Annotated in this window: 14 protein-coding genes and 1 pseudogene; 9 read left to right on the forward strand and 6 right to left on the reverse strand. The window is 65.7% G+C overall.

The window, feature by feature from the left end:
* Positions 1 to 5 precede the first annotated feature (5 nt).
* From FDW81_RS11855 to FDW81_RS11880, 6 genes are all read left to right on the forward strand, one after another.
* On the forward strand, positions 6 to 908 hold the full coding sequence (locus FDW81_RS11855) for an ATP-binding cassette domain-containing protein (protein WP_138134392.1): 903 nt from the start codon (positions 6 to 8) through the stop codon (positions 906 to 908).
* Positions 909 to 1,032: 124 nt separating this feature from the next.
* Positions 1,033 to 2,028 (forward strand): Gfo/Idh/MocA family protein, encoded by a 996-nt coding sequence (locus FDW81_RS11860; RefSeq protein WP_138134393.1) that lies wholly within the window; start codon positions 1,033 to 1,035, stop codon positions 2,026 to 2,028.
* Positions 2,028 to 3,071 carry a Gfo/Idh/MocA family protein gene (locus FDW81_RS11865; RefSeq protein WP_240720225.1) on the forward strand — a complete coding sequence of 348 codons (1,044 nt, stop codon included), beginning with the start codon at positions 2,028 to 2,030 and terminating at the stop codon, positions 3,069 to 3,071. The genes FDW81_RS11860 and FDW81_RS11865 overlap by 1 nt, the downstream gene beginning before the upstream one ends.
* Before the next feature lie 35 nt (positions 3,072 to 3,106).
* Positions 3,107 to 4,192: a Gfo/Idh/MocA family oxidoreductase gene (locus tag FDW81_RS11870; RefSeq protein WP_138134394.1), complete on the forward strand. Its 1,086-nt coding sequence runs from the start codon at positions 3,107 to 3,109 to the stop codon at positions 4,190 to 4,192.
* Complete coding sequence (locus FDW81_RS11875; RefSeq protein ID WP_138134395.1) at positions 4,192 to 4,977, forward strand: TIM barrel protein; 786 nt, start codon at positions 4,192 to 4,194, stop codon at positions 4,975 to 4,977. Before FDW81_RS11870 ends, FDW81_RS11875 begins: the two co-directional genes overlap by 1 nt.
* On the forward strand, positions 4,974 to 6,017 hold the full coding sequence (locus FDW81_RS11880; RefSeq protein ID WP_138134396.1) for a Gfo/Idh/MocA family oxidoreductase: 1,044 nt from the start codon (positions 4,974 to 4,976) through the stop codon (positions 6,015 to 6,017). The genes FDW81_RS11875 and FDW81_RS11880 overlap by 4 nt, the downstream gene beginning before the upstream one ends.
* A 12-nt stretch (positions 6,018 to 6,029) precedes the next feature.
* Here FDW81_RS11880 and FDW81_RS11885 read toward each other — a convergent pair whose 3' ends face one another.
* From FDW81_RS11885 to FDW81_RS11895, 3 genes are read right to left on the reverse strand one after another with little or no spacing between them, the layout of a single operon-like run.
* Positions 6,030 to 6,485 carry a hypothetical protein gene (locus tag FDW81_RS11885; RefSeq protein WP_138134397.1) on the reverse strand — a complete coding sequence of 152 codons (456 nt, stop codon included), beginning with the start codon at positions 6,483 to 6,485 and terminating at the stop codon, positions 6,030 to 6,032.
* Positions 6,486 to 6,523: 38 nt separating this feature from the next.
* On the reverse strand, positions 6,524 to 7,417 hold the full coding sequence (iolB, locus tag FDW81_RS11890; protein WP_138134398.1) for a 5-deoxy-glucuronate isomerase: 894 nt from the start codon (positions 7,415 to 7,417) through the stop codon (positions 6,524 to 6,526).
* A 17-nt stretch (positions 7,418 to 7,434) separates the two neighbouring features.
* Positions 7,435 to 8,175 (reverse strand): GntR family transcriptional regulator, encoded by a 741-nt coding sequence (locus tag FDW81_RS11895; protein ID WP_138134399.1) that lies wholly within the window; start codon positions 8,173 to 8,175, stop codon positions 7,435 to 7,437.
* A gap of 143 nt (positions 8,176 to 8,318) precedes the next feature.
* Here FDW81_RS11895 and FDW81_RS11900 point away from each other — a divergent pair, with 143 nt between their 5' ends.
* Positions 8,319 to 8,654 (forward strand): MFS transporter, encoded by a 336-nt coding sequence (locus FDW81_RS11900; protein ID WP_255467111.1) that lies wholly within the window; start codon positions 8,319 to 8,321, stop codon positions 8,652 to 8,654.
* 111 nt (positions 8,655 to 8,765) lie between these two features.
* Complete coding sequence (locus FDW81_RS11905; protein WP_138134400.1) at positions 8,766 to 9,914, forward strand: LOG family protein; 1,149 nt, start codon at positions 8,766 to 8,768, stop codon at positions 9,912 to 9,914.
* Between the two features lie 54 nt (positions 9,915 to 9,968).
* On the opposite strand, the gene FDW81_RS11910 is transcribed toward FDW81_RS11905, so the two are convergent.
* The gene (locus FDW81_RS11910) at positions 9,969 to 10,829 is read right to left on the reverse strand and encodes a matrixin family metalloprotease (protein ID WP_138134401.1); all 861 of its coding nucleotides are present in this window, start codon (positions 10,827 to 10,829) and stop codon (positions 9,969 to 9,971) included.
* 84 nt (positions 10,830 to 10,913) lie between these two features.
* Positions 10,914 to 12,083, reverse strand: a complete 1,170-nt coding sequence (locus tag FDW81_RS11915) for a VIT1/CCC1 transporter family protein (protein WP_138134402.1) — start codon at positions 12,081 to 12,083, stop codon at positions 10,914 to 10,916.
* 253 nt (positions 12,084 to 12,336) lie between these two features.
* Between FDW81_RS11915 and FDW81_RS11920 the strand changes: the two genes are divergently transcribed.
* Positions 12,337 to 12,564 carry a hypothetical protein gene (locus tag FDW81_RS11920; protein WP_138134403.1) on the forward strand — a complete coding sequence of 76 codons (228 nt, stop codon included), beginning with the start codon at positions 12,337 to 12,339 and terminating at the stop codon, positions 12,562 to 12,564.
* Between the two features lie 224 nt (positions 12,565 to 12,788).
* Here the strand turns inward: FDW81_RS11920 and FDW81_RS11925 are convergent.
* A pseudogene (locus FDW81_RS11925) lies at positions 12,789 to 13,545 on the reverse strand (sodium:solute symporter); the annotation flags it as partial.
* Positions 13,546 to 13,639 lie beyond the last annotated feature (94 nt).

The raw sequence follows: 13,639 nt of genomic DNA on the forward strand, positions 1-13,639 counted from the left end.
TAACCATGAATACCAGGCAGATCGACCAGCAGCAGCTCCTCAAGGATGAGAAGGACCCGCTGACCCACACCCCCGTGCACCTGCTTTCCCTGGAGAGCGTGGGCAAGCACTACGGAAGCATCGTCGCCCTTACCGATGTCACGATGGCCGTGGACAACGGCCGCGTTACCTGCGTCCTCGGTGACAACGGCGCCGGCAAGTCAACCCTGATCAAGATCATTGCCGGGCTGCACCAGCATGACGAGGGTGTCCTGAAAGTTATGGGGGAGGAGCGCAAGTTCGGCTCTCCCAGGGATGCCCTTGACGTCGGCATCGCCACCGTGTACCAGGACCTGGCCGTGGTGCCGCTGATGCCCATCTGGCGCAACTTCTTCCTGGGCTCGGAGCTGACCACCGGCGTCGGGCCGTTCAAGAAGCTGGACGTCCAGCAGATGAAGGACATCACCAAAAAAGAGCTCGCTGACATGGGCATCGACCTGCGCGACGTGGAGCAGCCCATCGGCCAGCTCTCCGGCGGTGAGCGGCAGTGTGTTGCAATCGCCCGCGCAGTCTACTTCGGCGCGAAGGTCCTGATCCTTGACGAACCTACTGCAGCCCTTGGCGTCAAGCAGTCCGGAGTGGTGCTCCGCTACATCCTGCAGGCCCGTGACCGCGGACTTGGCGTCATCTTCATTACCCACAACCCGCACCATGCTTTCCCCGTCGGTGACCGTTTCCTGCTGCTGAAGCGCGGCAGGTCGATCGGCTACTACGACAAGAAGGACATCACGCTTGACGAACTGACGTCCCAAATGGCCGGCGGCGCCGAACTCGCCGAACTGGCCCATGAGCTGGAACAGCTGGGCGGCCACGGTGACATCGTCAAGGCAGTACAGGCCGAGGTGGCTGACGTCGGCGACGCGCGCTGACGCTGCGCTATCGGGGCATGTCATACCCCACCATCCGCTACCGGCTGCTGCCGGGGTCCGAAGCAGTTCCTGCGGACCCCGGCCGCCGTCCCGGCGAAAAGAACTCCATCAGACGGGAAACAGTATGCCGATCCGGGTTGGCGTCATCGGCGCCGGCGTCATGGGCGCAGACCACATCAGGAACCTCTCCACCACCATCAGCGGCGCGGAAGTCACCTTCGTTGCCGATCTCGACGCCGGCCGCGCGGCCGCTGCAGCGCCACCATCGGCGCGTATCACCACCGATCCATCCGAGCTGATCAATGCCAGCGACGTTGACGCAGTAGTGGTTGCCTCACATGACTCGACGCACCCCGGGCTGGTGCTCGAGTGCTTCGAAGCGATGACACCAGTCCTCTGCGAGAAACCACTCGCGCCCTCGCTCCTGGAAAGCCTGGAAGTGGTGGAGGCAGAGGCCGACATTATTGCTGCAACAGGTACCCGGCTGCTGTCCATGGGGTTCATGCGGCGCTTCGACCCCGGTTACGTGTCTTTGCGCCAGTCGGTGCAGGACCGGGTCCAGGGTGAGCCGCTGATGGTCCACTGCACCAGCCGCAACGCCTCGGCCGGCCCAGGAACCACGGCCGAATCCGCTATTACCAATTCCGCCATTCACGAACTGGACATCGTCCCCTGGCTGCTGCAGTCTCCCATTACGGAAGTCTCGTGGCAGGCGGGCCGGAGTTCACGGCACGCGCAGGGGGGCCTCCAGGACCCGGCGTTCATGCTGTTCCGCCTGGCGGACGGCACCCTGGCAACCCTTGAGCTGTTCCTCAATGCGCGCTACGGCTACACCACCGCTTGTGAGGTTGTGTCGGAGCGGGGCTGCACGGCCCTGTCGGAACCGGCGGTTTTGGCGGTCCGGGAGGAAGGCCAGCGGCGCTCCGGGATTCCTGCCGACTGGCGTCCTCGCTTCGCCGATGCCTACCGGCTCCAGCTGCAGGCGTGGATTTCCGCGCTCGAACACGGCGAAACCTCCCCGCTTGCCACGGGGGAGGACGGACTTCGGGCATCGCAGGTGGCCCAGGCAATGATCCGATCCTTGCACAGCGACGGCGCCTACACGAAGGTGATCTACTGATGCCCCCTGCACCCCTGCCGGCCGCCCGCGTGCCGGACTCACTGGACGCGCCCGCACTGCGCTGGGGCATTATGGGTCCGGGCTGGATCGCTGAACGCTTCACCGAGTCTGTGCAGGCGCATTCGCGCCAGGTGATTGCCGCCGTCGGCTCCCGCTCATTGGCGAGGTCGAAGGCTTTCGCCGAGAGTTTTGGGGTGCCTGCAGCGTACGGAAGTTATGAAGAACTGGCGGCGGCTCCTGATGTTGACATCGTCTACGTTTCCACGCCCCACAACTTCCATCACTCCGCGGCCTTGCTCGCCATCGAAGCAGGCAAACATGTCCTGGTGGAAAAACCGATTGGCCTGGACGCAGTACAGGCGCGGGACATCGCCGCGCGGGCAAAGGCCGCCGGTGTTTTCGCCGCCGAGGCGATGTGGAGTTTCTTCCTGCCTAAGTTTGACATCGTCCGCCAGATACTCGAGGCGGGAACACTCGGGACAGTGACAACGGTCCTGGCGGAATACGGGGAACACTTCCAGCGCAGCCACCGCATCTTTGATCCTGCCCTGGCGGGCGGGCCGCTGCTGGACCTCGGAACCTACCCACTGGCTTTGATCACCGAAGTCCTGGGTGCTCCACAACAGGTACGCGCCCTTGGCCAGTGGCACGAATCCGGAGTCAACGCACAGCTTTCCGCCGTCATGGAATTCGCCGGCGGAAGCCACGCCGTCATGAACACACACCTGCACAACTTCACCCCCGCGGCGGCAACGATCGTTGGCTCCGAAGCCACGCTGGCCCTGGACGGCCCATTCAACATGCCCGGCGGATTTGAGCTGCGGTTTCCGGACGGATCACGGCTGCGCCATGACGAACCGGCGGGAGCACACTTCGAGGGCCTGCATTATGAAGCGGCCGCCGTCGCCCGCTCCGTCACGCACGGCCTGTCCGAGGTCCCCGAGAGGACCCTTGACGCTTCCATCCGCACAATGGAGGCCGCCGATGCCCTCCGCTGGCAGCTCGGAATTGAATTTCAGGGTGAAGGCAACAGCCCCACCTGATCCACCCCTGTACCCATCATCGAAAGGACGAGCCATTGGCTTACATCTCCCAGCACCCCACGGCAGCGCCGGTACCGGTACGGATCGGACTCATCGGCTCCGGCTGGATGGGTGCATTCCATGCCGAGAGCATTGCCCGCCGTGTCCCCGGAGCTGACCTGGCCGCCATCGCGGACCCCAACATCGAATCCGCGCAGAATCTTGCCCTGGAATTGGGTACTTCCAAGGTGACGGCCAGTGCCGACGACATCTTTGCCGATCCGGAGATTGACGCCGTGATCATCGCCAGCCCGGCACGTTTCCACTCCACCCTGGTTGCCCAGGCCGCCGCCGCCGGGAAACACGTCTTCTGCGAGAAACCGGCCGGCCAGTCCCTGGCCGACCTCGACGCCGCGTTGGCCGCCGTGGACCAGACCGGCGTCCTGTTCCAGATCGGCTTCAACCGCCGGTACGCCAATGACTTCCAGGCAGCGAAGAAAGACCTGGCCGCAGGAGCGGCCGGAACCCCGCAACTCCTGCGCTCGCTGACCCGCGATCCAGGGACCGGAAGCATCCCCAACGCCGCCAGGATCCCGGCATGGACCATCTTCCTGGAAACCCTCATCCATGACTTCGACACCCTCAACTGGTTCAATGAGGGGGCCGAACCTGTGGAGGTTTACGCAGTAGCCGACGCGCTCGTGGAACCGTCCCTGCGCGAACAGGGTTTCCTGGACACGGCCGTGGTGACCATCCGATACAGCAACGGCGCCATTGCTGTGGCCGAAGCCAACTTCAGCGCGCTGTACGGATACGACGTCCGTGGCGAAGTCTTCGGTTCAAAAGGCATGGTCCAGGCCGGACGGGCCACCGAGACAACGGCCCGGCGCTATACCTCAGAAGGACTTTCGGCGGACACGCCACGGCTCAACGTGGAGCTGTTCCGCCAGGCGTACACGGACGAACTCGTCGACTTCGCTGCGGCGGTGCGGGCAAAGCGCGACGGCGGGCCCTCGCCATCGGATGTCACCCTCACGCCCGGCGCCGCCGACGCCCGCCGCGCCCTGGCAATGGCCCTTGCGTGCATCGAGTCGGTCAAACGAGGCGCCCCAGTCGCCGTCACTGAGAGGGCGGCCCTTTGATGCGCCTGGCGGTCTGCGCCGAAATGGTCTTCAGGGATCTTCCTTTCGTGGAACGGGTGCGGCGGATCCACCAGTCGGGATTCGACGTGGAACTGTGGGATTCCCGGGACAAGGACCTCCAGGCGCTGAAGGCGACTGGAGCCGTCTTCTCCTCCATGACGGGATACACGTCCGGCAGCCTGGTGGATCCGGACACTGCGCACGATGTGGTGCGGACAGCTGAAGCGCTGATCCCCACCGCGGTCGAACTCGGCGTGAGCCGCATGGTGGTCCATCCGGCGGAACTGGTGGCTGGCCGCGCAGCCCGCCCCGTCTTCCGGTCCACCGGCCGGATGTGGGCTACCGGTGCCCGCACCCTTGAGAGGTTGGGCAGCCTGGGCGAAAGGCACGGCGTGACATTTTGCCTGGAGAACCTGAACACAATCGTTGACCACCCAGGTATCCCGCTGGCACGCGCCAAGGACACGCTGGCACTCGTGGAGGCCGCGGGGCACCCGAACGCCAAACTGATGCTGGATCTCTACCACGCGCAGTTGGGGGAGGGGAACCTGATTGAACTGGTGCGCAGCGCGCTTCCCTATATTGGCGAGGTGCAGGTGGCTGACGTTCCCGGCCGTTGCGAGCCGGGTACCGGCGAAATCAACTACACCGCTGTCGCCCGGGCCCTGACAGAGGCCGGCTATGAGGGAACCGTGGGCATGGAGGCCTACGCCAGCGGCGACGACATGGCTGCCCTTGAGGCCTTCCGGACCGTCTTTTCCGTCTATGCAGAGGACAAACGATGAAAAATGTAGTGCTTGGTTTGGTGGGCGTAGGCCGGATCGGCGTCATGCATGCCAATAACATCACCGCCCTCAACGGAGCGCTGAATCCGAAGGGAATCAACGTGAAGCTCAGCCTCACGGACGTGGCGGAAGAGCACGCCCGGAACGTGGCCGCGGGCCTGGGCGCTGAGTACCTTAGCTCCGTTGACGCACTGCTCGCCTCGGGCGTGGACGGACTGGTCATAGCCACCGGCACCGCCACCCATCCGGAGCTGATCCGCGCCGGGGTGGACGCCGACCTCCCGGTGTTCTGTGAAAAGCCCGTCGCCATGAACGTTGCGGACGCCCTCCCGGTGCTTGACTACGTCCGGGACAGGAACGGAGTGGTCCAGATTGGCCACCAGCGCCGTTTTGATGCCGGCTACCTGGAGGCCAGGCGGGCGTACCAGGCCGGCGAGCTGGGCTGGATCCACTCGCTTCGCGCGGTCACCTGCGACATGACTCCGCCGCCGGTGGAGTTCCTGGCAACTTCAGGCGGGCTTTTCCGCGACTGCTCGGTCCACGACTTCGATATCCTGCGCTGGCTGACGGGGCGCGACATCGTAGAGGTCTACGCCAAGGGCTCGAACAACGGCGATCCGGCGATCGGCGAAGTGGGGGACGTTGATACCGCACTGGCGCTGGTGACTTTCGACGACGGCACGGTAGGAACAGTGTCGGCGTCACGTTACAACGGGGCCGGTCACGATGTGCGACTGGAAATTCAGGGATCCAGCCGGTCGCTGATGGTGGGCCTGGATGACAAAACTGCCATGGCATCGGCCGAACCCGGCGTCGTTTTCCCTTCGGGTGAGCCGCACAGGACTTTTGCCGAGCGTTTCGACCAGGCCTACCGTTCCGAAATGGCCGCCTTCGTTGAGCTTGTCCTGGGCCAGCGGGACAACCCCTGCACGCCCGAGGACGCGGTGGCCGCGTCGCGGGTGGCCGACGCCGCCCAGGAGTCCTTGGTTAGCGGCCTTTCGGTCCGGGTGGCAGGAGCGGTCACCAGCCAGGTGCCCTGAGCGGCACGGAAGTTACAGCTCACCGATCTGCAGTGGAACCACGGAGTCCCGCGCCTGCTTGGAGGAGCGCCGGACCATCAGGGCGGGTTCGAGCTTGCGGGTTACGGCCGGTCCTGAGCCTCCAGCCAGGCGCTCCAGCATGACCTGCGCCGCCAGCCTTCCCGGCGGGCGGTGTATGGCAGCCAGTCGGAGATGTCCACATGGGCAATGTGCCTGTGCCCCAGTCCGTGCAGGTGCTCCACCGCGAGCGCTCCGGAACCAAAAGTCATCCGTCAGGACGGAATCGACGCCGTCGACCTCCATCTCCCGGGTGATGACGACGGCGGGTGTCCCCCGCAGTGCCGCCTCCAGCTCCTCCGGTGAGCCGATGTAGCCGGCAAGGAGGATCCCGTCCACCCGCACGTCGGCGAACGAGCGGATCGCCTCCAGCTCTGTTCCGGGATCAGCGGAGCCGACGGCGACCATCACCTGGTTGCCGCTGCCGGCGAGGCCCCCGGCGACGCCGCCTAAGCCCCGAACGGCAGCCGCGGGTCGATGTCTTGGCTGTCCCAGGTCTGCCGGACCCAGCCGTGGTGCGGGTCGTCGCTGATCAGCCACTGGCGCACGGGACCGGGGCCTGCCATGACGTTCAGGTAGTACAGGTCATAGCCCGGTGCTGCCATGGCGGGGCCGTGCCAGCCGTAAGGCACCAGCACGACGTCGCCGGTGCGTACCTCGGCCGACACGTCGATGGGGCGCTCGTCCGAGGCGTACACCCGCTGGTAGCCGATCGCATCGGCATCTGCGGGGGCTGCTGAACCTGCGGCCACCTGTGTCTCGAAGTAGTAGATCTCCTCGAGGTGCGTCTCGCCGTCCTTCTCCTCGTCGTGCTTATGGGGAGGATAGGAGGACCAGTTGCCGGCGGGGGTCAGGACCTCGCACACGATGAACCGGTCTGCCTCCAGGGCAGCTGGCGTGCCGAAGTTGTGGACCTGCCGTGAGCAGTTGCCGGCCCCGCGCAGCTCCACCGGGGTCTCGGCGGCGGGAACCAGCCGGGTGGGGTACGAGGCGCTGGCGGGCGCCGTGGCAACTGCCACCCGGCCGCCGTCGGCAGAGCTGATGGTAACCGCCCGTCGGGTGCCGGAGTACAGGACGTCCGTGGGGCCGCTGAAGACAGAGGCCCGTCCCGCAAGCTGGTATTCCGTGCCGTCCACGCTGACGGTGAAGGATCCGTTGAGCGGCACCACGATGCGTTCCTCGTCCGCGGCGGGAAGGACGACGTCGGACCCTGCGGCCAGGGTGGCAACCTTCAGTCCGGTGTGTGTCCACCCGTCGACTGTGAGGGAGGAATCGGACGTTCCGATCGAAACATCCCACTTGCCGTCGGATGCGGTGCCAAGGGGATAGACCCAGTTGGTCATGGAGTTGGCTCCTTGAATTAGCGCTGTACGAGAGTCATTTCAAAGCTGTAGGAATCGGCGCGGTACACGTGGTGGCCCGTTTCCACGCGGCGGCCGGTATCGTCCACGGCCGTACGTTCCATGGTGACCAGGGCCGAGCCAACGGGTGTGTCCAGCATGCTGGCCTGGTAGTCATTGGCGGTCATGGCCCCGATCCGCTGGGTGGCCAGGCGGAAGTTTACGCCGCCGCGGCGAAGGATGGCATAGAGTCCTTCGGCCGACAGCATTGCCTCGTCCATCTCGGCGATGTCATCCCGGACCCAGTTCTCCATCAGGGCCAGCGGCTTGCCTCCGACCTTACGGAGGCGGGTGAAGTGGTAGACCTTGGAGCCGGCGGGCAGCTGGAGGGTGGCCAGGGTGGCGTCGTCCGCCTCCACGTGCGAGAAGCTCAGGACTTCGGTGGTGGGCTTCTTGCCGTTGTTGGTGAGGTCGTCATAGAGGCTGGAGAGCTCCAGCGGACGGCGCACCTGGCTAGAGACCACCTGGGTTCCAACACCGCGCTTTCGGACGAGCAGTCCGGACCTGACCAGCTCATCCATGGCCTTGCGCATTGTGGGGCGGGACAGGTTCAGTTGGGCGGCGAGGTCGATTTCATTATCCAGGCGGCTGCCCGGCTCGAGTACCCCGCTGTAGATTGCAGCTTCAATACCCTGCACCACCTGGTGATAGAGGGGCACCGGTGAGGAGCGGTCAATGCTGAGACCGAGGTTGTTCGCCACGTTCGTTCCTGTTCCTTGATGCAGCTGCAGCAGGCTCCGTACGGCACCGGCCACTTTGCCTTCGTATGTTCTCTTGATAGGACATACTCTGCCTTCGATCGTAGCAGGAGCGCCGAACCGGTCAAGGCATTCCCGGCTACATCATCCTCGCCGCCATGATGCTCTTCGTTGCCTTCGTCCAGTGCTTCATCGGCACCTGCGTGTGGCTGCTCCTCTCCGAGATGTTCCCGCTGGCCATCCGGGGCTTCGCGATGGGAATCGCTGTCTTCGCGCTGTGGACGGTCAATGCCGCCATCTCGATCCTGTTCCCGATCGTCGTCGAGGCGCTCGGCTCCACCGTAACCTTCGGCCTGTTCGTCCTGGTGAACCTCGCGTCACTGATGTCTGTGAGCCGGTTTGTCCCGGAAACCAAGGGACAGTCGCTCGAGGATGTTGAAGCACACTTCCGCCACGGCGAGCCCGTCCGGGTCCCTGCCTGACAAACCTGTCCTTCCCGGTGACCCGATAAACGGGCCTGCTGCAGGGGATGCAAGACGGCGGGTGGCCTACGCTGGGTGCATGACCAACCGGCGCAGGGATGCGAATCAGCCATGAACCTCTCCGGAAACCTGGGTCCCAGCCCCCACAACCTGGAAGTGGAGGACCTGGAAAGCTTTGACCGGCTGGTGGGTGCCGGTGCAGCGGATATGCATGGCTGGCACGCCCAGTCCCTGGACCTGCGGGGGAGGACCGCCGCGCTGGAAGGAATGCACGTCGAAGGTGCAGTCTTCCTGGGCTGCACCTTCGACGAGGGGGTGGAAGACCTGCTCCGCCGAAGGGGAGCGCTGATCTTCCCGCGGCTGGAATCCGTCCCGTTCAACCCCTACCGCTCCACCCTCTATGCCCCGCAGGAGCTCTACGCCGGACTGGCCGGCTCTCCATACGAGGACCTCCCGGATGCACGGATCTACGAGTGGAGCATCCAGCCCGGCCAACGCCACCGGCTGGACGCAACCCTGGCGTCCGCCCTGCACGACCATGCCATCGGCGACGCCTTAGAGGAGGCGATCCGGACAGGGCGGTGGCAGGGCCGGCCCATGGTCGGAGTGATGGGCGGGCACGCGGCGCAGCGCGGCACGCCTGAGTATGCAGAGGCGGCACTGCTGGGCAGGCTTCTCGCCCGCGACGGGCATGCCGTTGCGACCGGCGGGGGACCCGGGGCCATGGAAGCAGCGAACCTGGGCGCGTACCTCAGCGGGGCGGCCGACGGCGACCTGCAAACCGCGCTGGGCATGCTCGCCTCCGTCCCCGGCTTCCGTCCCTCGGTGTCTGCGTGGGCGCGCGCGGCCGCCGCCGTCGTCGAACGTTTTCCGGACGGGATTCCCTCCCTCGGGATCCCCACCTGGTTCTACGGCCACGAGCCGCCGAACTACTTTGCCACGCACATCGCCAAGTACTTCGCCAACGCCGTCCGTGAAGCCATCCTGCTCGAACTGTGCACGGGAGGCATTGTCTTCCTGCCGGGAGCCGCCGGCACCGTGCAGGAGATTTTCCAGGATGCCTGCGAGAACTACTACGGGGCGCGGGAAAAGATCACACCCATGGTGCTGGTGGGCAGGCGCCACTGGGAACAGCAGTACCCCGCGTGGCCCATGCTGCGGAGCCTGGCGGCGGGCCGGCCCATGGAGGACCGGATCTTCCTGGTGGATACCGTGCAGGAGGCGGTGGAAGTGCTCCGGGGCCAGCCGCTGGCCGGCTAGTGCAGGCCGGCTAAGCGCAGAGCCGTGCGGGGCACTCATAGGTCCCGCGCCTGCTTACAGGTCCTTCCGGCACGGGGCCTTGCCCAGCTCGTACAGGCCGTTGAGATCCCCGGGGGACAGCCCTTCCGGCGTGCCGATCTCCGGGTACATCAGCTGCGCCGGATCGTCCACGTGGTCCAGGCCCATCACGTGGCTGAGTTCGTGCAGAATCACGGCCCTGGCGTAGAGGTGTCCGTCCGGGTTCAGGAGCTCATCCGCAATCTGCGGCGCATCCAGGTCCAGCCCGCCGGTCACAAAGGTTTTGGGACCGCCGTCGTAACTGAAATGGGTACTGCCGCCGGTGCCGATGACTTTGCCTTTCAGCTGCGGTGCCGTCTCAGGGGTTGTCCAGGCGATGAGCAGTGGGGCCCAGCGCTCGCCGTAGGCGTCCGGCTGGTACGGAGGCCGCTGCGGGGAGGGCTGCTCATCGGTCGCCCCGTCGTGCACGAACTGGATCCCGGTGGCCGCCGAAATGGTGGAGATGGCTTCGGTGACCAGCTGCTGCGCTCCGGCTGGCGCCAAGCGGTCATTGACCACGTAGTGCAGTGGACGGCACGGGGAATAACCCACGGGTTTGCCGTCAGCGTTGACGGCAAGGAACCGGTACGAGTCGCTGCCCATGGCCGGCGGCACGGCGGCAGTCAACGGAGCCTCTGCTTCTTCAAAACCGGGAGGCGGGGTTTCCGTCCGGGCCTCCGACGGCGGCGCCTGACCGGCTTCCCTCCCTGGGTCCCGGTCCTGCTGCCCGGCCGACTGGCCCTTCCCAGGGCCGATGCGGATATCCAGCAGGTCTTTAAAGCGGGGATCGTCCAGTGCCACCGCTGCTCCGAAGGCTGCCGCCGCAGTCATGGCGGCGATCAGCAGGAGCCGCACCATCTCCCATGCGCCACGGCGGACCTTTCTTCCCGCGTGGCGCGGCGGCCGGCCGTCCACTATCAAACCCCCACTGTCTGCCCGCTGCTAATGGACCACGGTGCCGAAGACAAGCCCCAGCAGGTACGTGACAGCGGCGGCGCCCAACCCGATAGCCAGCTGCCGAAGGCCGCGCGTCAGGGGGGAGGTGCCGGACAGCAGGCCCACGGTGGCGCCGGTGATCAGCAGGGCAATGCCCACCAGGACGCCTGCCACCACCAGGGCGGCCACGCCGGTCAGGCCGAATACGAACGGCAGGATGGGAACGACGGCGCCGGAGGCGAAGAAGCAGAAGCTGGACAGGGCGGCGCCCCAGGCGGTGCCCACTGCTTCATGCTGGTTCTCGACGTCGGGCAGTTCCGGCTGCAGGGAAAGGCTGGGATCGCAGTCGCAGGGGAGCAGGCCCATGCGTTCGGCCACCCGGTGCTCGGCCGCTTCCTGGGTCATGCCACGGGCCAGATACACCAGCAGCAGCTCATTGTGCTCGAGGTCAAGCTTGGGGGCCGCCAGCAGGGTGACCTGCGTGGGGCGCGTGGCGGCGAGAAGTTCACGCTGGGAGCGCACGGAGATGAACTCGCCCGCCCCCATGGATATAGCGCCGGCCAGGAGCCCGGCTATTCCGCTGAGCAGCACCACGCTGCTTGCCACGCCGGAGGCCGCCATGCCCATGACCAGGGACAGGTTGCTGACCAGCCCGTCGTTGGCACCGAAAACGGCGGCCCGGAAGGTGCCGGCCAGGCGGTTGCGTCCCCGGGTTGCCAGGCCCCGGACCACTTCCTCGTGAATCTGCTCGTCGGCTGCCATCGCATCCGTGGCGTTCGGGTCCTTGGCATAGGGGGAGCGGCCCTCGGCACGCTGGGCCAGGGCAAGGACGAACACCGATCCGAAGTGCCGGGCCAGGAACCCCAGCAGCCGGCTGCGGATCGACGCCGGTCGGGGCTTGCCCGCCCGGTCCCCGAGCAGTGCCAGCCAGTGCGCTTCGTGGCGGCCCTCCGCTTCGGCCAAGGCCAGGAGGATGTCACGTTCTTCGCCCTGGCGGTTCTGGGCCAGGTCCCGGTAGACGGCAGCTTCGGCGCGTTCGTCAGCCAGGTACTGCCGCCAGCGCTTGATGTCCGACGGCGCTGGCTGGGTTTGCTGCTTCTTGGGCCGGGCCTGCTGGCTGCGCTCTGTGTGCGGGCTGGGCTCTGTGTGCTGGCTGGATTCGGCGTGTTGCGACACGGACACTCCTGGGCTGGATGGGGCATGGTTCGGCCCCATTGCAGTGCCAGCTTACTGCGGAAATCCGCGGTTTTTTGGCTGGTGGGCCTGCCCCCTGCTTTTCGGTCCGCCTTAATTCCGTGCCCGCTGCCTGCCTGCTGCACCTGGCTCCGCCGCTATTGACCCGCCTGCCGGCCGGTGCTGTGATGAAGGTGTGGCGCGGCCAGCGCCCTCGCTGAAAGAGCACGTCAGGCGAACAAACGGAGGTTCAAACATGAGCACCACCGGACAGCACCCGGACATGCCGCATTTGGAGTCAGTAGAGGCGGACCCCGCCTACGATTACGCCGAAGATGCACCGGCAGTTGAGGACGACTGGGATACGGAGGACGAATTCCTGGACGAGGAGGAGCCTGTGGTGCAGGCGCCTCCCGTCGTGATCGATGCCGAGGACCGTCCAGTCCCGCTGGAGGACCCGGACGAAGTTCGCGACACCGAGTAGGACTGACGACGGCGGCCCTGGCCTTTGCTAAATAGCGAAGGCCAGGTGCCGCCGTCGTGCTTCCCCCGGAACGTGCCGTTACGCGGCGGGAATCTGTTCCCGGGAGTTTTCAACATCCTGCCCGGCCACCCGGCGCTGCCAGTTGCTCATCACCTGCGGGTCCGTGGGCTTGGTCAGCAGGGAAACCGCGATGTACACCGCGGCGGAGGCCAGCAGGCCACAGTAAGGGCGCCGGCAACGCCATAGAGGATGCAGTAGATGCCGGCAGTGGCACCGCCCTGGCGTGGAAGACGCGCTGCCAGATGTCCTTGGCCTATCAGCAGGCCAAGGGTGTAGACCACGAAGTAGGTGATGATCGCCTGGACGCCGATCCCGTCGATCTGGAAGAAGCTTTCGTCCACGCGGCTGCGGATGCCCTCCATGCCGCCGGCTGCGTTGAGCGTGAAGGGGAGTATCAGGAAGAAGATGCCCACTGTCTTGATGATGAACTGCACCTGGTCCGCCAGGGTGATGGACCACATGCCGCCCACAGTGGAGTAGACCAGCACAATGGCACCGCCCACGGCGATGGCGATGGCCCGGTCCCAGTCAAAGAGGACCACGAAGATTGTTGCGTAGGCGCCGGTGGAGGTGGCGCACAGCATCAGCGTGTAGGCGAGCATCACAATGCCTGAAGCTTCAGTGGCCCTGCTGCCGTAGCGCAGGGTGAGCATCTGCGAGACCGTGTAGATCTTCAGCTTTTGAATGGTCCCGGCGAAGAGCAGGCTCAGGAGCAGGACACCGGAGCCTATGGCAACCACCAGCCACCTGCCGGATATGCCGAACTTGTAGCCAAGGCCCACGCCGCCAACGGTGGAGGCACCGCCCAGGGCGACGGCGGCCACGGTACCGGTGTAGAGGAACGGGCCCAGCCGGCGGCCGTCACCAGGAAGTCGCTGTTGTTCCTGGTGCGGGACTTGCCCACCAGCCAAAGGCCAGCATTGCGAGCAGATACACCACCACGATGGCGATGTTGATGGGCGCTTACGTCTCTGTTGGGCTCCTTGGAGCATAAGGGCAGCGAGGCTCTACATCC

Source organism: Pseudarthrobacter sp. NamB4 (assembly GCF_005796185.1).
Classification (GTDB): Bacteria; Actinomycetota; Actinomycetes; order Actinomycetales; family Micrococcaceae; genus Arthrobacter.